This window comes from Neorhizobium descurainiae, assembly GCF_051400715.1.
GTDB lineage: Bacteria > Pseudomonadota > Alphaproteobacteria > Rhizobiales > Rhizobiaceae > Neorhizobium.
Map to the genome: position 1 here is coordinate 191741 of NZ_JBLFFK010000005.1, position 17755 is coordinate 209495.

Here is a 17755-nt window from a genome sequence, read left to right on the forward strand (position 1 = left end):
TAGGGGAGTCGAACCCCTCTTTCCAGAATGAAAATCTGGCGTCCTAACCGATAGACGAAGGGCGCGTGCGGTGAGCGATCTTATAGAGAGGTGATTTCTTTCCCGCAAGCGCCAAAACCATCTTTTTTGCAAAAAAATGACAGGCGTTCCGAGGTCGGATTTAGAAGGAAAACTACAGCGAATCAGCAGCTTATCGGATTGCCTTGCTGGCTGTTGCCGCAAGCGGCGGCCGGCACAGCCTGCTGCGTGCTGAAGACGCTTGCGGCGGTGGCGTTGAAATTCCGTCTGGGCAACTCGGCAGAGGCCGGCGCGATCTCGGAAGGCTCGGCCGCTGCCGGAGGAGCCGATGAAAAGATGCTGCCGCTGCCGGCGCGGACATTGGTCGGCCGGGTCGCCAGCCCGGCGATGGAGGCCGGCTGCTCGGGGGCCGGCGGAAAAGCGTCGGCAGGCGGAGCATTGGTAGCCTGTGCCTGCGCCAGCCGCGGTTCGGAGGCTTTCGAGATGACCGGATCGACATAGCGGTTGGAGGCGGTCGTCCCGCCCTTGGCGAGAATGCCCCTGGCGCTCCCCGGATTGGCCGTCTGCGGTTGCGGCGCATCGGCTGCGGCGTCCGCGGTTTTCCGGGTCGTGCTGCAGCCGCAGAGCATCACGGCGGAAAGGCAGGCGATCGCCAGCGTCAGGCGGACGTTCGAAGAAAGGAAAAGCGTCTTCGGCAAGGGATGCCCCGTCAGCTCGTATCGCCGGCGTCATGCCGCGAATCATGCCTGAAAGCATCTCGCGGGAGAACCGTGGGGACAAGTTGCCGATGGCCAAAGATCCGGAGTGACGCCAGCCTGGGGCAAGCTTGCGCCGAGGCCGGTGCGGCGGCCTCGCGGCCGCCGCAGGGGAGATTTTACCAGGAGCCGATATTGGGCATGGAAGCCCAGGGTTCGGCGATCGGGAGGCTCTCGCCCTTCTGGAGGAGTTCGATCGAAATGCCGTCGGGAGATTTGACGAAGGCCATGCGGCCTTCGCGCGGCGGACGGTTGATGGTGATGCCGTTATCCTGAAGATGCTGACAAAAGTCGTAGATATTGTCGACCTCATAGGCAAGGTGACCGAAATTGCGTCCGCCCGTATAATCCTCCGTATCCCAGTTGTAGGTGAGCTCGACGCAGGGAGCGAGGTTTTCGCGTGCCGTCTTGAGATCGTCGCGGGCAGCGAGGAAGACCAGCGTGAAGCGGCCCTTTTCGTTTTCGCTGCGGCGGATTTCTTCAAGCCCGAAAACGGTGGTGTAGAAATGAAGTGACGCGTCCAGGTCTTTCACCCGGACCATGGTATGAAGATAACGCATTATGATGTCTCCCTCCGATGGATATCGGTTCGGATATGGCGCAGACGCCAGCTTGGAGCAAGCTACCTTGGATAGATATGAAGGTGGATAAAGCCAAAGCGGGGACTTGCGCTGGACGGTTAGCGGGATGTTAATCTATCCTCTGGGAATCAGTTGAAACCGTCACGTCGTAACGCGTAATCGAGGGGCCGGCAGGATATGGCAGACAGGATGTCATCGAAGGGCGTTGCCAGTTTCGAGGAGCTCTCGGGCGAACCGGTTGAGCTGATTGAGATTACCGGCGTCGTCAAGTGGTTCGATGTGGCGAAGGGTTTCGGCTTCATCGTGCCCGACAACGGCATGCAGGACGTTCTTCTGCATGTGACCTGCCTGCGCCGCGACGGGTATCAGACGATACTCGAAGGCACGCGCATCGTGGCGATGGTGCAGAAGCGGGATCGCGGTTACCAGGCTTTCCGCATCCTTTCCATGGATCAGTCGACCGCCGTCCATCCCTCGCAACTCCCGCCGGTGCGCACTCACGTACAAGTGACCGCCACCAGCGGTTTGGAACGGGCCCTGGTGAAGTGGTTCAACCGCACCAAGGGGTTCGGCTTCCTGACGCGCGGCGAGGGGACCGAGGATATCTTCGTGCATATGGAGACGCTGCGGCGCTTCGGTCTGACCGAACTGCGTCCCGGCCAGGTCGTCCTGGTCCGTTACGGGCCCGGCGAGAAAGGATTGATGGCGGCGGAAATCCATCCGGACAATCCCAATCCTGTGAGCCGGTCGCACTGATGCGTATCTCGTTATCGACGGTTGTCAAAAGCGCCCTTGGGGCGCTTTTTCTGCTCCTGGCGGGCGCCACGGCGGCGCAGCAGCAGGTAGTATTCCCGCGTGACGAGCTTTCGATCAGGACTGCCGGCGGCGAGACCCACAGGTTCTCGATCGAACTGGCGATGACCGATGCCCAGCGGCAGCAGGGATTGATGTATCGCAAGGAGATGGCGCCGGATCACGGCATGCTGTTCGATTTCGGCGAAGCTCGGCGGGTTTCCATGTGGATGGAAAACACCGTTCTGCCCCTCGACATGCTGTTCATCCAGGGCGACGGCACGATCTCCCATATCAGGGAAAACGCCGTGCCCTTCTCGCGGGACATCATCGATTCGCAAGGGCCGGTGAAGTTCGTGCTGGAGATCAATGCCGGCAGGGCGAAGGCGCTGGGCATCAAGGTGGGCGACAAGGCGATCAGCAAACGGATCGGCAATCGGTAGCTGTCCCGGTTTTCTTTTTGATGCGAACTGAAAGGTTTCCATTTTGGAGTTGCGACACAAAAGGGAACCGTGTATCTCGCAACCGACGTAGGAACGGAGTGTAGCGCAGTCTGGTAGCGCATCTGGTTTGGGACCAGAGGGTCGGGAGTTCGAATCTCTCCACTCCGACCACGCTTTCCAGGTAGGGCTCCCCATCTGTTCCATCCCATGGAGCGTTACAGGAATGTCCGCGAAGATCTACCGTCCCGCAAAGACCGCCATGCAGTCCGGCAAGGCCAAGACCCATCTCTGGGTGCTGGAATTCGACCAGGAGCAGCCGCGCCGCATCGATCCGATCCTCGGCTATACCTCTTCCGGCGACATGAAGCAGCAGGTTCGGCTGACTTTCGAGACCCGGGAGCAGGCGGAGGCCTATGCCAAGCGCGAAGGCGTCGAATACCGCGTGATAGAGCCGAAGGAATCGGCTCGCCAGGTCGTCTCCTACACGGACAATTTCCGCTTCAACCGCATCCAGCCCTGGACGCATTGAAGACGCATTGATTTCCGCCGCCCGGCGCATGTATTGCCGGGTGCTGCATCCGGCCCCTTAGCTCAACTGGATAGAGCAGCTGCCTTCTAAGCAGCAGGTCGCAGGTTCGAGTCCTGCAGGGGTCGCCAATCTTTCCAGTGCTTTATCCGTGTTTCACTTAGAGAGTTTCGGCTTCGGGGTAACGTTTGGGGTAACAAGCGCTGCGCCGTTCTTGCCGATCTCCTCAATTTCGAAGGCACCTATTTGACGTGCTGGGCTCAAAGTTGAGCCGAGTGTTTGGAGGTGTCGTTTCTGGAACGGGGCCTCCATGCCGAACTTTCCATGATTGATGAAAACCTCTGCCGGAACGAATTGTCTCCGGCAGAGCGCGCCATACAGACGGCGCGGCGAAAGGCAATCTATCTTCAACTTTATCCGGAGACGGCGGCTGGCGTGGCGCAGGCAGCCGGAATGAACCGAAGCGTCGGTAACAACGTTGGCGAAAACTTTGCGCCCACGTTCACCGAAGCAACAGCAAAAGCTACCGGTCAATCGGAGCGTATCGTTCAGCTCAACGCTGAGCGTGGCACGAAGGTCATAGCCGAAGTGATTGACATGATTTACCGCGTACACAAAGGCGACGAATTTCGTCGGATCGGTTCAGTAAAAGGCCCGCTCCATTCGCGAAGCGGGCACAACAATCAATGCGGCTGGGGTGGCTCGTTATTTCCCCAGCGCGCTATAGTTCCTCTCCACGGAAGCATCTAGGTCGGAGATGCGCTCCTTTACGATCTGGACGATGGCTGTGAGTTCGTCATGATCCCGCTGGCCGTCCTCGTCTTCTGGATACGGGAGTTCGCGCACCATCCAGAACGCGACCCCAAGGAGGCTCTTGAGCGTTTGCAGTTCGCTCTGAAGGTCGTCAATCGTGATTATCTCCTTCGTCACCTTCATGCTCTCCCAATCGCTGAAAGCGCTTCTTCCAAGGCGTCTTCATGGTCGAGAAGATAGCTTCGATCGTTGTTCATCTTCTTCACGACCCAGCGCGCCTTGATGGCGGCTTCCTCCAATGATGCCGGCACATAATCTAGGATTAGCTGTTCAACCTCCTTTACGGCCTCCATGGTTCGGAACGCGGCCTCGCGCGCGGCCTTATAGCCGCATGCCTCTTCATATTTGTCGCGTTCGGCGGCCGTCCGGCGCAACTCAGCAAGCTTTTCTTGTTTCGCATCGTCATGGGCGCGAAGAACAATCTCCCTCCGCTGGTCGCTGCTCGTCTGGAGGAAGTGAGCAAGTTGTGTGCGGTGCTTGTCGAAGTACGTGCAAACCTCATCCTCTGAGCGGGCAAGGATTGGCGCAAACATGCGGTTGCGGTCTTCGTCGCGGCCGGTCATGAGGCGCCCGACCTGGACGGCGACAGGTGGGGCATTTTGCATTGCCTCCTCTATGTCTGACAGGCGGTTCCATTCTTCGGAATCAATGTCGTACAGGGATTCGTGCTTGGCGATGAGCCCGAGCAGCATGGAAGGTTCGACCGTATCGGCAGAGGAAACGACGCCGGGAGTAGCCGCGGCGATGACGGAGCCTTTAATGAAAGTGCGACGATCCATGATTATGCCCTCCCGAAGTTTTCAACTTTGCGGATGAAGCGAAGCTGCTTTTCACTGAAGCGGCGGGGACTGGTCTCGAACCTATTCCCCCAGCGGTGGGCGCCGGTGTAGTAGTGGCCGGGTGCCGTCTTGTAGCCGTGACGTTCGAGCCAGAGGATCGGCCGCTTTCCGTTCGGAAGTTCGACCTCGTAGAAGTTTGGACCGTCATAGACGGGCAGCTGCGGCTTGCGTGAAGGCAGGATGTAAACGAAGCTGTTGTCTTCGGTGAAACGGACCTCGTAATCACGATCCGGATTGAGTTCCTTCATGGCCTGGGCGAGTTGCTTCGCAACATGCTTAGCGCGCTCGGCCGGATCTTCGATCGTGGCCGGCTCGGCAACGTCAGGAACGGCGAGGCTTGCGGTAGTCGCAGAAGCCGCGGCGAGGCCGATCAGCAGTCGGCGGCGGTGAATGCTAGGCAAGCCTTCGGCGGCTGCCTGAACGGGTGTGTTAGGCATGATAGATTCCTTCCCCAATGAAGACCGTCAGCGCGCTTGAAGCTTTCGCTAAACCGCGTTAACTTGCGTTTAACGTAAGTTATATAAGAGCAATGCGCAAGAGGAAACTTATGGAAAAGGAAAGTTATGATTTTGCCCGAACAATGTCGTGCGGCCCGCGCCTTGCTTGATTGGACCCAGACAGATCTAGCCCAAAAGGCGTCTATTAGTGCTGTATCAATCCGCGCCTTCGAAAAGGGTGGGGAGATGCGTGAATCCAACCGTAAACTGTTGCGCCACACATTCGAGGCGGCTGGTATCGTCTTTATTCCAGAGAACGGCGGTGGGGTGGGCGTGCGGCTGGCGAAGTCGGGGCACAGTCTCTAGTCGCTGACGTTAGTCATCATCATTCTCACGGATTTGTGCCTGTTGATTGCTCAGCGATTGAATTCCCTTTAGGCGATCCTTGATAGTTTGCTCTGATTCTTCACCAACTTCGTCCGCGCTCGATGTCCATCGTGTTTCATAGAGCGCAGTATCGATATCTGGGTTCGATCTGCGAACAATCGCCGGAGCAAAAACGCGGGTCGTGGTAGTCGTTATGTCCGTGGTTGCTAGAACGAGTTCCATGACCAAATCGCTAAGAACTTCAAGGCCGCGCTCCAAGATGCGTACTCTCTCGGAATCGGTCTCTGCGGACTGAAGCCGTGCCTTAACACCGACGATTTCGCGGGCTGATCGTCGCTTTATATTGAGTAAGCGCAGCTTCTGCTCTTCGACGGTATCTGCCTTGTCGGCTGCTTCGAGCCCGATTTTGAAGAGTTGGCGGACCATCTCAGCCTTCGATTTAAGTTGGTTGGCGCCCCCCCATTCCTCAATCGCTGCCGCTTCAGTCTCCGTAACGGGAACCTGGAGCCGTATGCTTCTAACTTCGTCTTCGTGTAGCCGTTCGTCTCCGAATTTTTTCCTAGGCATTAGTACGCTCTCACTGGCTCTCTATTTCGTGATGTCGCATTTTTTGGGGGAAACTCGGCTTTCCCTTCCATTTCTGTTCCCGAATGTTCCTGAAATGTAGTATTGTTGTCGTGTCATTAAGATTCACTTTGAAGGAGCAATATGGACTATTTCACATCTCAGCAGGTGAAGGATCGCTTCAAAATATCTGACACGACGCTCTGGCGTTGGGAACACGATGAGAATCTTCACTTCCCCAAGCCTCTTATTATCAAGAGGAGGAAGCTCTTCGATCGCGGAAAAATCGTGGATTGGGAGCGCTCTCGGTCCGGGGAGGCTGCATGATCGGCCTCACAAACGAAAAGCAGCAGGGTCCACGCCGCCAAGCACAGAACCCTGCTACTCAAAACGAAACGCTTTCCAGCGTTCCCCCTCCATCAATGTAAGGATCATCAATGGTGAGTCCATCTAAAGCACAGGTCTCAATCAAAGTCCACGTCCTTGACCACCGCAACAACCCAATCGGCGCCCCGATTATGTTCGTCGGCCGCGAGGCTTGGGCTTGTCGCGAACTGATCAAAGCCGGCGAACGCGGCGTCAGTTCGCTTCACCACATAGGCCCCCGTCTGGCACATTACTGCATGAAAATTAGGCGTGCTGGGCTGACGGTCGAGATGGTCAAAACTCCGCATGCTGGTTCTTTCGCAGGCTGGCATGGGGTCTATTTTCTTCGCAGCAAGCTCCGCGTCATCGAGGACAAGACCGAAAGGCTTGCCGCATGACTGGAACCGAAGAGAAGATCAAACAGGCCGCGTTATGGCTGGCCGCCCAAACCGAACAGCAGCCCAACGTCATCCACACCCTTCGTCAGAAGTTTGACATCACCGCTGTGCAGGCCGCCAAGGCTTGCACGGTGGCAAACTCGTTTCGTGGGAGGGCTTCTGTAAGTGAGTAAGCTGCCAGCCGATTTCCCTTCTGTCGAGGATCAAGCTCTCCCATGGCCGGCGAAGCTTGATAACCCCACAGATGAAGAGCGTAAGACGTTTACCAACCGGCGCCTCGAATTGGATTCCCTCATCAGGAGGGACTTTCACACAAGCATGACGCCAACGGTCAAGCTTATCGCTTCCTACCTGCTTGAATGCGTGAACAGCGAAACACTGCTGTGTTTCCCATCCTATCGCACCATTTTGGAGACGCTCTCGCTCGGCAAGAACGAAAAGACGGTGCAGCGGGCTATCGATGTATTGCGTAAGCGTGGGTGGCTCTATTCGTGGCGCCCTGATCGCAATAAGTCGAACCGCTTTATCTTTCTACGCAATGATGCGGTCGTGTCGCAGATCCTTGATTATCAGGATGCAATGAGGGTACGGCGCGAAGAGGACAGGATTGAGCGGGAAGAGCGCGAGCGGACACAAATGTCCGGTCGAGAAATGGCAATTGGGACGCAAATGTCTGTTCGCGAACGGACACCAATGTCCGGTAAATCCTTTAATGTAATCCGCGAACTTAGCTTAGGTATAGAAGGGAAGACTTACCTTATAGAGGGTAATGATTGCGCAATGGTTAAGGCTGGCGATCAGGAAGCAGCCTACCCGATCCCCGAAAACGAGCAAGAAGCGGAAAACATACTGGCTGAAATCTGCGCCGGCCGTGAACCCATAAAGATTATCCGCGATGTCCTGCATGGTTTTCTGATGGCTGGGAACCTGACGCCTGCCAAAGCAGACTCGATGCTTTCGGCAAAACAGAAGGAGGCGGCGTGATGGATTGCAAATTGATCGCATTCCCCCTTGTGCGCCGCATCGGAAAAATTCGTCGCGTAGCGGAAGTGCTGGAAAGCAGACACGGCGCGGAAGCGGCCGGCTACTGGCGGGTTCAAGTTCGGCATCTGGCGGAAGGGATGCAGCAGTGCGGCTATTCGGAGGATCGAATAGCCGAAGAGGTGCGGGCTTTTCACGACGCGGTGCAGCGGGAAATGATGCGGATTGCCTCGGCGCGGAAGGGGGAAACAGCATGACGATAGCTGAACGCAAAGCCCGCGAAGCGCACGACCGGGAAAACCCTTGGCGCCCGATGTCAGAGGCGAGGGTTGGTCTGATCTCCGATCTGCTGTTTGACGATATGTGCGGACACTACCCGGCTGAAGGTTGCTACTTCGTCCTGGATGCCGATGGCTGGTGGTACCGCACGGATATCCCCGACGTGGTATATGCGAAGCCGATCAATTGGAGACCGGCCCACGTCTACATGACGCCTGAACGGCGCGCGCTGACCAGGCGCCGCGCGAGAGAGTACAGGAGGAGGTAGTGAAAATGGGGCTCCACAATGCTTAAACGGGTCGAAACCAAATTGAAGATCGATGAGGCTTGGCCTTGGACTTTGCTGGACAAGAAAGGACAACAGTTCCGCGCCGGCTTTGCCATCGTCGTCCCCAACGGGGCCGGCGGCTGGAAGGTTTGGGGCGACAGCCTCTATCCCACCATGGAAAGCGCGAACGAGACGGCGGCGCGCTGCATTACGGGCGTCTGTGATATCGTGGCTGCACGAGAAGTCGTCTATCAGCGCAAGGCGTCGTGGTATGCTCGCTTTGATCGGCAAATCCTACTTGATGAGGGCGGCAAGCGTTGAGCTATAAGTTCCCCTTCAAGCAAAAAAATAAAAAGCCGCTGGCGATCGACCACGGCATTTATCAAGCCGGCCTTCACCTCTTCGCAGATGGCGCTTGCGAGCCAAATCCCGGGCCGGGTGGGTGGGCCTTTGTCGTCTACAAGGATGGGCAGGAAATCCACGCCGAAAGCGGCGGCTCGCCACAAACCACGAACAACATTATGGAAATGACCGGCGCTCTCAGGGCGCTGGAGTGGCTGGCGAGGAGCTGCCCGGATCGGCAGGCGAGCCTTCACTGCGACAGCCAATACGTGGTCAACGGCTGCAACGACTGGCGGCTTAGCTGGAAATCGAAAGCGTGGAAGCGCGGCAAAGGTGAGGTCAAGAACCTGGAGCTATGGCAATTGCTCGACGCTGCTCTTGAGCGTTATCCGCTTCGATTGACATGGTGCAAGGGCCACGCCGGCATCACGGGCAACGAGCGCGCCGATGCGCTCTCTGTCGAGGCGATGCGTAACGTTACCGTCACGTTACAAACCCGTTCCTGTAACATTACGTCCCGTGACACTCCGCGGAATTCTGCGGAATTCCGTGAGGATGGCGGCGATTATCTCACAAGGAAGTTCCGGGAGATCATGAAGGAATAGCTGGGAGAATAGTGCAACGATTCCAATGCTGTGCTAATGTAATGTTAGCTCGTAACGAGGCCTCGAAGAAGGATTCCAATTTGTGGTACGTCGTCAAATCGGCCCCTGGCCGGCAGATCAAGGCGCTGGAAGAAATGGACGCCGTAGGCATCGACGCGATATGCCCGATGATGCGACGGGAGATCCGGCATTTCCAGACGAAGACATGGATGATGCGGCAATTCCCGCTCTTCTCGAACTACGTCTTTGCCTGCCTCCGGGAACCGGTCGATTTCGATTGCCTGCGGCGCATGGATCACGTGGTGGCGGTGTTGGGCGGGACAGACGGGCCTATCGCTATCCCGACGACCAAGGTTCAGGATATCTGTGAAGCGCAGAACAGGGGGGACTTCGACGTTATGCGCCCGCCGTCGATCACGGTTCTGAGGCCGGACAGCCGTGTCTATATCCAGTCGGGTCCGCTAGCGGGACACTACGCCAGCGTTGTAAAGCCCAAGGGCAAGAAAGCCATCAAAGCTGTGGTTGAGGCCCTTGGTACCGCGAGGGAAATCGAATTGAGTATTGCCAATCTCAAGCTTGTCGCTTAGATTGTGCACAACTGATTTGCGCCTGATGCAGTTGGGGACCATCGAGCCACCCACGGGGCCATAGGGGGAGCTAGTCGCTTCTCCGCGCAGCCAGAAATACGTCCATCTCTTCGTTACGGGGAAGAGATAGCGCCATAATTGCTTTCTCGTCAGGCCGCCCCATATCCGTCTTCGAAGAGGATACGGATATGGCCAATCTGAAAGAGTTTGCCGTGAGCTCCAATGGCGACCGGTGGTTCTTGGGGATGGATGAGACTAGCGAAGAATCCTTTGTTCTTCATCGAGCCAATCTATCGTCCGGCGGCCACGAGACACGCACACCAGTTGAGCAATTTCTGAACACGAGGCCGTATGGGCCGGAGCGAGAGGCGTTGCTGGCGCTTCTGGGCTTGAGGAGTGATCATAAAGCTTGATCTGCGGGCAATCGGCTACATCTGACTTATACGTCCGTGATATGCCGCTTGTTTTCGGAGAACTCTCGCTCCTTGGCGGTCCTCACGTCCTCGGCCATTTTCGAGGTTTGATAAGGGCCGAGCGACCCGGTTTCATCGCCATTGGTCCATTCGACCCAATGGCCCTGGTCATCGGCGCGCACGGTGACAGACAGTGATTTCTGGGTGCTCGGCATAGGTGTTACTCCAACAATATGCATCACCATAGCCAAGCGTATTGAGGCTCACAAGCATTCTGACCGCCGAGACATATCATGAGCAAAGAAGAGCAGCTAAGGCGTGCCATTGGTGAAATCCGCTGGCATGCCTCATCTGGATTGAGCGCCTTCCGTAATCTCGATCTCCTCGCGGGTTACGATAGTGCCAGATTAAGTCTCGGGGCTATTGATCGGATACTCAACGAGTTCGACGGCCGCGATAAGTTCGATAAGTCCGTCGATCCTGTCAGCCCGAAAGGCCCAGTTGGGAAAGAACGGCTCGTTGAACGGGACGAGGTTCGAGAGCTTTGAAATATCCAGATATTGGGGCTCAAAGTCTCGGAATTGTTCGCTGTCAGCGTAGATAACCACCGCATTAATCACCGTTGCGCTGTCCGTCTTGAAGAGCGCGTAGGGCTCTATGATGAGGTTCGCGCCATCATACGACGCTTTGAACCGCACCCGCGCTTCGATCGCCGCCTTTGCGGTATCGGCTACAGAAGGCTTCGGCGGCTGGCGATTGTGTTGGGATAAAATTGGGTTGCCGAGGGACAATCCCAAGCTGAGTCCTAAAGACATTGGCATCTCCAGTTTGATTCGGCTTCGCAATCGGATTGGAACATGTGGAGAACGCCGATGCAAGAAAGGCCCCGATGCTTTTGTGGCTTCGGGGTCTTTCAAACGCCGAAAGTCGCAGAGTCCCCGTTACTACCGCCGAGCATGAGGGCGGACAATTGGGCCGAGAATCTAGCGCCCTTGCGCGATCATCTCGTCAATGGTGCGGATCAAGGCGGTATAGCTCTCGATCAGCTTCCTATGATCGTTATTGATATCGTTCGTGATGTCGATCTCTGGGCCGGCCCCTTCGCGGCGGAAATATCTCGCTGGGTAGTTCTCATTGAAAGCAAGTAGTTTTTTTGCTTCGTCAATGCGGCTCTGGATTTCTTCTCGATGCAGTTCGAGCGCTGTCGGCATCCCATTTCCCCAAGGTTAACCTATGCCAGTTTTGAAAAACGTTGATCCGTGCTCAGTCCAGCTTTTTCAGGGAGTGGATAGGGAATACGCCGCTTTCTTTCTTCCAAGGGGCTTTATCTTGGACAAACCAGTCGCAATTCGCGCTTTGGTAGTCTGCGTAGTTGTACTTGCCGATGTTGTTGATGGTCATTTTGGGGCCACCTGATTTCAACTGCACGACATCACCTTCTTTGAAATTCATGTTGATCATCTCCTGTAGGTTGCGCGCCAAGATGACCACTGCTCGGATGAGTCGGCAATAATGAGTGCACTGCAACTACGATATCCACCGTTATCCACAGGCGGTCTTTGATTCACCGCGGAAGCCGTTCGGGGATCAAAGGACATGCAGGGATGGTGGCTAGGCTACTCGTAGTGGCCGAGGATGACCGCGCTCCGATGGCTCGGAGACTTTCGTTTCAAGCACGAAAACAGCCGTCGCATGGGTTGGTAACCTTGCGGTCTCTCTCAGAGGGCAAACAGGCTCCCGTAGCGGCAACCGGATAGAGCATCCGCAGCCCGACGAGGGGCGGAAGGTGTAGGTTCGAATCCTGCCGGGAGCCTGCCTCTGGGGCATCAATTCAAATCGTTCGGGAGCGCGTTGCGCGTGATGTTTCGGCCTCCCCGGACGGAGCTCTATCTTTCGGTTCTCCTGACGATGAACCATTCCATCGGGTCAACGCCTCGCTTGTAGTCGAATCCCGCTTTTTCCAATGTCCGCTTCAGGTCGATAGGGCACAGGCATAGGTCCATTCGATGCCAGTCCTCCCCAGCAGGCCATCTGGAGAAGGGGTTATGATCTTGCCACACAAGGTTTTCGGCGCCGACGAATTTAGCGAGTTCGCCCGGGGTGGCGTAAGCGCGCTCACCGTCAATCACCGCATTGCACATCCCATACTCCTAAGATTAACCCATGCCAGTCCCTACAGGCCGGCAGCCTTACGTAGATCATCATTCATCCTGCTCTGCCAACCCTTACCGGTTGCCTTGTAGTGGTCGATAACATCGGGATCGAGACGCAAAGACACATGCTGGCGCGGCTTATCTATCCGCGGGCGCCCTCGCTTTGCCCGGTCAATGCTCGCTGCTAGGTCAGGTAGCGCTTCACGGAACGGCCTACCCTTGGCAAGCTGCTCATCGGTAGCTTCGGGGGCGTCCGGATCGGATGCGATAGCCTTCTGGATTTCGGCTTCTTCCGCATCCGTAAGCGGGCGTTTCGCTGAAAACTTAGTAGCCATAGGTTTCCCTTTCCTTCCTGCTTGCGTGCCGCATTGAGATTACGGAAATGGCTTCCGATCCAAGCGGTTTGAAGATCACAACGAGGATGATCTGGCCTTTGAATTCACCGATCGCCATGAGGCGGTCGTCCTTTGCTGGATAGACCGTCGCGCCTTCGAAGAAATCCATATCGAGATCGGCAAAGTCGAGGCCGAAGTGTTTCTCGATATTGGTCAGGCGCTTGTTTTCGTCATAAGTGATCTTCATGATTTTGTGTAGCACATTTAATGTGCCGCGCCAAGGATAAAAGTGCTACAGAAAATGCAAAAGCAGCCCCTCAGACGGGCATAGGTGTAAGAATGGCAAGGCCGACGATCTATAGCGACGAATTGGCGGATACGATCTGCGAACGCATCGCGGACGGGGAGAGCCTTCGGTCGATATGCGACGATGAAGGATTTCCGTCCAAGTCAACTGTGTTCGCATGGTTGGCCGACAACGAGCGTTTCCGGACCAAGTACACGCACGCGCGCGAAGCCCAAGCCGACGCTCTCTTCGATGAAATGCTGGATATCGCCGACGACGGCCGCAACGACTGGATGGAGCGCAAGAAGGCCGATGGGGATAGCATCGGTTGGCAGGAAAATGGCGAGGCTCTTCGACGGTCCGATCTCCGCATCAAGACCCGTCAGTGGATGGCGTCGAAGCTTCTGCCGAAGAAATACGGTGAGAAGCTCGATCTGAATGTCGATGGCAAACTGACCCTCACGCCGCAAATCTCGATCAATGGCAAGCCAGGCTGACGCCCAGCTCAGTTTCGACCTTCATCCCAAGCAGATGACGGCGCTGGAGAGCATAGCGACCGAGATCCTCTATGGTGGTGCGGCTGGCGGAGGGAAGAGCCACCTGATGCGTGTCGCGGCCGTTCTGTGGTGCGCGGCGATCCCCGGGCTCCAGGTCTACTTGTTCCGCCGCATCAAGGATGACCTGATCAAGAACCACATCGAGGGGCCCAACGGCTTCCGCTCGATGCTGGCCGGCTGGGTGGACTGCAAGTTCGTCTCGATCGTCGAGGACGAAATCCGCTTCTGGAACGGCAGCAAGATTTATCTCTGCCACTGCAAGGATGAGAAGGACCGGTTCAAATACCAGGGCGCCGAAATCCACGTCCTGCTGATCGACGAGCTGACGCACTTTACCGATGTCATCTATCGTTTCCTGCGCAACCGCGTCCGAATGGTCGGGATCACGCTGCCGAAGCAATATGAGGGCAAGTTCCCGCGCATCATCTGCGGCGCGAACCCGGGCGGGATCGGTCACCAGTTCGTAAAGACGACCTTCATCGACGGCGTCACGCCTCTGAAGGTGTATCGCGCGGCGAATTCGGAAGGCGGCATGCTCCGCCAGTACATCCCGGCACGCTTGGAAGACAACCCGAGCATGGAAGAGAGCGACCCCGGCTATGAGGCCCGCCTTCAGGGTCTCGGGTCGGAAAGCCTTGTTCGGGCAATGCGCTATGGTGACTGGGACATCATCGAGGGCGCATTCTTCGACAATTTCAGGAAGGACCGGCACGTCATCAGGCCGTTCACGATCCCGAAGGACTGGCTTCGCTTCAGGGCAGGGGACTGGGGGTCGGCCAAGCCGTTTTCCTTCGGCTGGTATGCCGTTGTGTCAGAGCCGTTCATCGCAGGGCCGGGGATCCTGTTGCCGCGCGGCGCGCTTGTCCGTTACCGGGAATATTACGGGATCGCGCTCGATCCGCAGGGCAAGTTCATCGCCAACAAGGGCTTGAAGATGACGGCCGAAAAGGTCGGCGCCCAGGTTCGCGTGCGGGATGGTGCGGATACGATCAGCTATGGCGTCCTCGACCCGGCTGCGTTCGCTCAGGATGGCGGACCTTCCCTTGCCGAGCGCATCGCCCAGGGCACGACAGGATCGAACGGAGCGACGTTCCGCAGGGCCGACAATAAGCGGATTGCCGAGCATGGCGCCATGGGTGGCTGGGATCAGATGCGGTCCCGGCTCGACGGCGACGAGGACGGCCGCCCGATGCTGTATTTCTTCGAGACCTGCGTTCACGCGATCCGGACTATTCCGGCGCTTCAGCACGACGAGGCACGTCCCGAAGACCTGAACTCCGACATGGAAGATCATGCCGCCGACGAGGTCCGCTACGCATGCATGTCCCGACCATGGATCAAGCAGACGGCAGCCGCAGGGCCGCCGAAACCGAAGCCGGGCCAAATCCCGCTTCCGCCGCCGCCTATGCCGAGCACTGGTAAGAGGATTTCTCTATGAACGATGAAGCCGAAACGATCGACGGCACCGAAGAGGTTGTCGGCGATGCCAAGGCTCCGTCCAGTTGGTGGCTCAATGCGATCGACGAGGCGGAAAAGGCGTTCAAGACCTACCAGGACAAGTGCGACAAGATCGACAAGCTCTATGCCGATCTGGAGCGCCTTTCGAACAGCGTCCGCGACCGCGAGTTTCAGCTTTTCTGGGCGAACGTGCAGGTTCTCGGTCCGTCGGTCTATTCCCGACCACCGGTGCCGGTCGTCACGCCCAGGTTCAAGGATCGCCGTCCGCTCGCTCAGATGACTTCCGAACTGCTTGAGCGCACGGCCGTGGTGGCGTTCGAGACCGAGGATATCGATGGCGTAATGCGCCTGGTGCGCGATGATCTGGTCATCAGTGCCCGCGGCGCAATCTGGTGCCGTTACGAGAGCCGGGCCGAAAGCGATACGCTGGTCGAGCGCGTCTGCATCGAGCATGCCGACCGAAAGGACTTCCTGCACGAACCCGCCCGGAAGTGGAAAGAGGTCGATTGGGTCGCGAAGCGCTCATGGATGAGCAAGCGCGAGATGCGCAGGCGCTTCCTTCGCTACTCCGGCGAGGCCTACAAGGGCGCGGCGTTCGAGGTCCGCAAGGACGATCGGGATAATGGCGCGGCAACGAAGCGGACCAAGGCCGGCGTATGGGAAATCTGGTGCAAGTCCCAGAACAAGGTCTTCTGGGTCACCGAAGGCGTTGACGTGCTGCTCGACAGCGACCGGCCGCATCTGAAGCTAGAAGGCTTCTTCCCGTGCCCGAAACCGGCATTCGGTACGACGCAGCGCCGCTCGCTCATCCCGGTTCCGGATTACGTCTTCTACAAGGACCAGTTGGAGGAGATCAACGAACTCACCCGCCGCATTTCGGCGCTGGCGGATTCGGTGAAGGTGAGGGGCTTCTATCCGGCCGGTGCCGGCGAGATCGGTGAGGCGGTCGAAATCGCGCTTAAGACCGTTGATGACCGGCAGGTGCTCATCCCCGTCAGTAACTGGGCGATGTTCGGCGGTGGTGCCGCCAAGGACGCTATCGTCTGGCTGCCGCTCGACCAGATCATCAACACCATCGTGCAGTTGATCAACATGCGCCGGCAGTTGATCGACGATGTGTATCAGATCACCGGCCTTTCCGACATCATGCGCGGCGCCAGCGACCCGAACGAGACGCTTGGGGCTCAGCAGCTTAAGAGCCAGTACGGGTCGGTGCGTGTGCGGGATCGGCAGGACGAGCTTGTCAGGATCGCCCGCGATACCGTTCGGATCATGGCCGAAATCATCGCGGAGAACTTCCAGTCGAAGACGCTCCTGACGATGTCGCAGATGGAAATCCCGACCGACGCCGATGTTCGGAAGCAGAAGCAACCGATCGAGCAGCAGATTCGTCAGATCGAACGCGAGCTGAAGGACGCCCAGACCAATCCGCAGACGAAGGCGCTTATCCAGCAGAACCCGCAGCAAGCGCAGCAGCTCCTCCAGCAGGCGCAGCAAGGTCTTCAACAGGGGCAGGCGGCGCTCGCAAAGATCGACACGACGGTCACGATCGAGAAGATTATGAAGCTGCTCAGGGATGAGCGGACGCGGCCGTTCGTCCTCGATATCGAGACAGATTCGACGATCCAGCCGGATGAGGATGCGGAGAAGCAGCGCCGCACTGAATTCCTCACGGCGCTTGGCTCCATGATGACGCAGCTTTCGGCGCTCGTTGCGTCCGACCCAGGATCGGCCGGTTTCGCCGGAGAGCTCCTAAAATTCGCGATTGCTCCTTACAGGGCCGGCCGTGAACTGGATGGCGCTGTAGACGAGTTCGTCGAGCAGCTTCAACAGAAGGCTGGCCAGCCGCAACCGAACCCGGAACAGGAGCGGATCAAGGGCGAGATGCAAATTCGCCAGGAGGAAGCCAAGGGGCGGATGCAGGAGCTTCAGTTCAAGGCTCAGGCTTCCCAGCAGGATGCTCAATTGCGGGCGCAGGCTGCCACCGCGGAGTTTCAGGCGAAGCAAGCCGAGCACGCTCTACGCCTCGATGAGATCCGGGCGAAGATGGAAGCCGACCGCCAGCAGCACGCCCAGGACATGCAGAAGGGCATGCTGGAGATCGAAAAGCTCCGGCTCGAAATCGCGAAGATCAGCGGTCAGGTGCAAGGCCAGCAGTTGAAGAACGAGAACCAGGCAGCGTCGGCCATCCCCGTGGCCGTACCCGCCGCATAGGAGAACCCGCATGGCATCGATCGATCGTCAGCTTGATACCGCCTTCCCCAAGCGGCATCTGCAGATCACGCCCTCCAACACCGTTGATATCGCCATCATGCCGATGGCGGTTTACTGCGCTGAGGATGGTACGGCCCAGGTCGTCGATATCGACGGCACGGTGCTGCCGTACGTCATGACGCGGGGTCAAATCCTCTACATTCGTCCTGTTCGCATCAACGCGACCGGCACGACCGGCACGTTTTACGCCCTCTATAACTGAGGGAGCGATGTTCCAATGTGCGCCCTGATGATTGCATTTGCGTGGGAGGTCTGATGAGGCAGCGTTTATGCCGTGTCTGCGGTGGCTGGCACGAAA

31 protein-coding genes and 3 tRNA genes are annotated in these 17755 nt (G+C 57.5%); 21 read left to right on the plus strand and 13 right to left on the minus strand.

Features of this window, described 5'->3' with window-relative positions; all coding sequences use genetic code 11:
- Positions 1-182: 182 nt before the first annotated feature.
- On the minus strand, positions 183-716 hold the full coding sequence (locus ACMGE0_RS11930) for a hypothetical protein (RefSeq protein WP_436816067.1): 534 nt from the start codon (positions 714-716) through the stop codon (positions 183-185).
- A gap of 176 nt (positions 717-892) precedes the next feature.
- Entirely contained in the window at positions 893-1333 is a 441-nt protein-coding gene (gloA, locus tag ACMGE0_RS11935) for a lactoylglutathione lyase (RefSeq protein ID WP_436816068.1), read from the minus strand.
- A 198-nt stretch (positions 1334-1531) separates the two neighbouring features.
- Here gloA and ACMGE0_RS11940 point away from each other — a divergent pair, with 198 nt between their 5' ends.
- From ACMGE0_RS11940 to ACMGE0_RS11965, 6 genes are all read left to right on the plus strand, one after another.
- Complete coding sequence (locus ACMGE0_RS11940) at positions 1532-2110, plus strand: cold-shock protein (RefSeq protein WP_436816069.1); 579 nt, start codon at positions 1532-1534, stop codon at positions 2108-2110.
- On the plus strand, positions 2110-2589 hold the full coding sequence (locus tag ACMGE0_RS11945) for a DUF192 domain-containing protein (protein WP_436816070.1): 480 nt from the start codon (positions 2110-2112) through the stop codon (positions 2587-2589). Before ACMGE0_RS11940 ends, ACMGE0_RS11945 begins: the two co-directional genes overlap by 1 nt.
- Before the next feature lie 94 nt (positions 2590-2683).
- Positions 2684-2760, plus strand: a tRNA-Pro gene (locus ACMGE0_RS11950).
- A gap of 52 nt (positions 2761-2812) precedes the next feature.
- Positions 2813-3118: an ETC complex I subunit gene (locus tag ACMGE0_RS11955; RefSeq protein ID WP_436816071.1), complete on the plus strand. Its 306-nt coding sequence runs from the start codon at positions 2813-2815 to the stop codon at positions 3116-3118.
- Between the two features lie 51 nt (positions 3119-3169).
- A tRNA-Arg gene (locus ACMGE0_RS11960) sits at positions 3170-3246 on the plus strand.
- Between the two features lie 193 nt (positions 3247-3439).
- Positions 3440-3865: a hypothetical protein gene (locus ACMGE0_RS11965; protein WP_436816072.1), complete on the plus strand. Its 426-nt coding sequence runs from the start codon at positions 3440-3442 to the stop codon at positions 3863-3865.
- On the opposite strand, the gene ACMGE0_RS11970 is transcribed toward ACMGE0_RS11965, so the two are convergent.
- From ACMGE0_RS11970 to ACMGE0_RS11980, 3 genes are read right to left on the minus strand one after another with little or no spacing between them, the layout of a single operon-like run.
- Positions 3821-4051 (minus strand): hypothetical protein, encoded by a 231-nt coding sequence (locus tag ACMGE0_RS11970; RefSeq protein ID WP_436816073.1) that lies wholly within the window; start codon positions 4049-4051, stop codon positions 3821-3823. The genes ACMGE0_RS11965 and ACMGE0_RS11970 overlap by 45 nt on opposite strands.
- Positions 4048-4707, minus strand: coding sequence for a hypothetical protein (locus tag ACMGE0_RS11975; protein WP_436816074.1), 660 nt, complete (start codon positions 4705-4707; stop codon positions 4048-4050). Before ACMGE0_RS11975 ends, ACMGE0_RS11970 begins: the two co-directional genes overlap by 4 nt.
- Positions 4708-4709: 2 nt before the next feature.
- Positions 4710-5204 (minus strand): hypothetical protein, encoded by a 495-nt coding sequence (locus tag ACMGE0_RS11980; protein ID WP_436816075.1) that lies wholly within the window; start codon positions 5202-5204, stop codon positions 4710-4712.
- 126 nt (positions 5205-5330) lie between these two features.
- Between ACMGE0_RS11980 and ACMGE0_RS11985 the strand changes: the two genes are divergently transcribed.
- A complete protein-coding gene (locus ACMGE0_RS11985) occupies positions 5331-5570 on the plus strand; it encodes a helix-turn-helix domain-containing protein (protein ID WP_436816076.1) in 240 nt (79 codons plus the stop codon).
- A gap of 9 nt (positions 5571-5579) precedes the next feature.
- Here ACMGE0_RS11985 and ACMGE0_RS11990 read toward each other — a convergent pair whose 3' ends face one another.
- The gene (locus ACMGE0_RS11990) at positions 5580-6017 is read right to left on the minus strand and encodes a hypothetical protein (RefSeq protein WP_436816077.1); all 438 of its coding nucleotides are present in this window, start codon (positions 6015-6017) and stop codon (positions 5580-5582) included.
- A gap of 575 nt (positions 6018-6592) precedes the next feature.
- Between ACMGE0_RS11990 and ACMGE0_RS11995 the strand changes: the two genes are divergently transcribed.
- The 9 genes from ACMGE0_RS11995 (at position 6593) to ACMGE0_RS12035 (ending at position 10394) form a co-directional block, all read left to right on the plus strand.
- The gene (locus ACMGE0_RS11995) at positions 6593-6919 is read left to right on the plus strand and encodes a winged helix domain-containing protein (protein ID WP_436816078.1); all 327 of its coding nucleotides are present in this window, start codon (positions 6593-6595) and stop codon (positions 6917-6919) included.
- The gene (locus tag ACMGE0_RS12000; RefSeq protein ID WP_436816079.1) at positions 6916-7092 is read left to right on the plus strand and encodes a hypothetical protein; all 177 of its coding nucleotides are present in this window, start codon (positions 6916-6918) and stop codon (positions 7090-7092) included. Before ACMGE0_RS11995 ends, ACMGE0_RS12000 begins: the two co-directional genes overlap by 4 nt.
- The gene (locus tag ACMGE0_RS12005; RefSeq protein WP_436816080.1) at positions 7085-7903 is read left to right on the plus strand and encodes a helix-turn-helix domain-containing protein; all 819 of its coding nucleotides are present in this window, start codon (positions 7085-7087) and stop codon (positions 7901-7903) included. The genes ACMGE0_RS12000 and ACMGE0_RS12005 overlap by 8 nt, the downstream gene beginning before the upstream one ends.
- The gene (locus tag ACMGE0_RS12010) at positions 7903-8157 is read left to right on the plus strand and encodes a DUF6074 family protein (protein WP_436816081.1); all 255 of its coding nucleotides are present in this window, start codon (positions 7903-7905) and stop codon (positions 8155-8157) included. The genes ACMGE0_RS12005 and ACMGE0_RS12010 overlap by 1 nt, the downstream gene beginning before the upstream one ends.
- On the plus strand, positions 8154-8447 hold the full coding sequence (locus ACMGE0_RS12015; RefSeq protein WP_436816082.1) for a hypothetical protein: 294 nt from the start codon (positions 8154-8156) through the stop codon (positions 8445-8447). Before ACMGE0_RS12010 ends, ACMGE0_RS12015 begins: the two co-directional genes overlap by 4 nt.
- 18 nt (positions 8448-8465) lie before the next feature.
- The gene (locus tag ACMGE0_RS12020) at positions 8466-8768 is read left to right on the plus strand and encodes a hypothetical protein (RefSeq protein ID WP_436816083.1); all 303 of its coding nucleotides are present in this window, start codon (positions 8466-8468) and stop codon (positions 8766-8768) included.
- The gene (locus ACMGE0_RS12025; protein ID WP_436816084.1) at positions 8765-9394 is read left to right on the plus strand and encodes a ribonuclease H family protein; all 630 of its coding nucleotides are present in this window, start codon (positions 8765-8767) and stop codon (positions 9392-9394) included. Before ACMGE0_RS12020 ends, ACMGE0_RS12025 begins: the two co-directional genes overlap by 4 nt.
- Positions 9395-9405: 11 nt before the next feature.
- Positions 9406-9981: a transcription termination/antitermination NusG family protein gene (locus tag ACMGE0_RS12030; RefSeq protein ID WP_436816085.1), complete on the plus strand. Its 576-nt coding sequence runs from the start codon at positions 9406-9408 to the stop codon at positions 9979-9981.
- A 188-nt stretch (positions 9982-10169) separates the two neighbouring features.
- A complete protein-coding gene (locus ACMGE0_RS12035) occupies positions 10170-10394 on the plus strand; it encodes a hypothetical protein (protein ID WP_436816086.1) in 225 nt (74 codons plus the stop codon).
- A gap of 26 nt (positions 10395-10420) precedes the next feature.
- On the opposite strand, the gene ACMGE0_RS12040 is transcribed toward ACMGE0_RS12035, so the two are convergent.
- From ACMGE0_RS12040 to ACMGE0_RS12055, 4 genes are all read right to left on the minus strand, one after another.
- Complete coding sequence (locus ACMGE0_RS12040; RefSeq protein WP_436816087.1) at positions 10421-10609, minus strand: hypothetical protein; 189 nt, start codon at positions 10607-10609, stop codon at positions 10421-10423.
- Between the two features lie 192 nt (positions 10610-10801).
- The gene (locus tag ACMGE0_RS12045; protein WP_436816088.1) at positions 10802-11209 is read right to left on the minus strand and encodes a hypothetical protein; all 408 of its coding nucleotides are present in this window, start codon (positions 11207-11209) and stop codon (positions 10802-10804) included.
- A 168-nt stretch (positions 11210-11377) separates the two neighbouring features.
- Positions 11378-11605: a hypothetical protein gene (locus tag ACMGE0_RS12050; protein WP_436816089.1), complete on the minus strand. Its 228-nt coding sequence runs from the start codon at positions 11603-11605 to the stop codon at positions 11378-11380.
- Between the two features lie 52 nt (positions 11606-11657).
- Positions 11658-11846, minus strand: coding sequence for a YodC family protein (locus tag ACMGE0_RS12055; protein WP_436816090.1), 189 nt, complete (start codon positions 11844-11846; stop codon positions 11658-11660).
- 281 nt (positions 11847-12127) lie between these two features.
- Here ACMGE0_RS12055 and ACMGE0_RS12060 point away from each other — a divergent pair.
- Positions 12128-12207, plus strand: a tRNA-OTHER gene (locus tag ACMGE0_RS12060).
- A 73-nt stretch (positions 12208-12280) separates the two neighbouring features.
- Here the strand turns inward: ACMGE0_RS12060 and ACMGE0_RS12065 are convergent.
- Genes ACMGE0_RS12065 through ACMGE0_RS12075 form a run of 3 tightly spaced genes read right to left on the minus strand, consistent with a single transcriptional unit; the run spans position 12281 to position 13129 of the window.
- Positions 12281-12535 carry a hypothetical protein gene (locus ACMGE0_RS12065; RefSeq protein ID WP_436816091.1) on the minus strand — a complete coding sequence of 85 codons (255 nt, stop codon included), beginning with the start codon at positions 12533-12535 and terminating at the stop codon, positions 12281-12283.
- Positions 12536-12567: 32 nt separating this feature from the next.
- Entirely contained in the window at positions 12568-12882 is a 315-nt protein-coding gene (locus ACMGE0_RS12070) for a BrnA antitoxin family protein (RefSeq protein ID WP_436816092.1), read from the minus strand.
- Positions 12872-13129: a BrnT family toxin gene (locus ACMGE0_RS12075; protein WP_436816093.1), complete on the minus strand. Its 258-nt coding sequence runs from the start codon at positions 13127-13129 to the stop codon at positions 12872-12874. Before ACMGE0_RS12075 ends, ACMGE0_RS12070 begins: the two co-directional genes overlap by 11 nt.
- A 92-nt stretch (positions 13130-13221) precedes the next feature.
- Between ACMGE0_RS12075 and ACMGE0_RS12080 the strand changes: the two genes are divergently transcribed.
- The 4 genes from ACMGE0_RS12080 to ACMGE0_RS12095 are packed head-to-tail and all read left to right on the plus strand — an operon-like array spanning position 13222 to position 17659.
- Positions 13222-13665: a terminase small subunit-like protein gene (locus ACMGE0_RS12080; RefSeq protein ID WP_436816199.1), complete on the plus strand. Its 444-nt coding sequence runs from the start codon at positions 13222-13224 to the stop codon at positions 13663-13665.
- Positions 13649-15163 carry a terminase large subunit domain-containing protein gene (locus ACMGE0_RS12085; RefSeq protein ID WP_436816094.1) on the plus strand — a complete coding sequence of 505 codons (1515 nt, stop codon included), beginning with the start codon at positions 13649-13651 and terminating at the stop codon, positions 15161-15163. Before ACMGE0_RS12080 ends, ACMGE0_RS12085 begins: the two co-directional genes overlap by 17 nt.
- The gene (locus ACMGE0_RS12090; protein ID WP_436816095.1) at positions 15160-17397 is read left to right on the plus strand and encodes a cell envelope integrity TolA family protein; all 2238 of its coding nucleotides are present in this window, start codon (positions 15160-15162) and stop codon (positions 17395-17397) included. The genes ACMGE0_RS12085 and ACMGE0_RS12090 overlap by 4 nt, the downstream gene beginning before the upstream one ends.
- A gap of 10 nt (positions 17398-17407) precedes the next feature.
- A complete protein-coding gene (locus ACMGE0_RS12095; protein WP_436816096.1) occupies positions 17408-17659 on the plus strand; it encodes a spike base protein, RCAP_Rcc01079 family in 252 nt (83 codons plus the stop codon).
- Positions 17660-17755 lie beyond the last annotated feature (96 nt).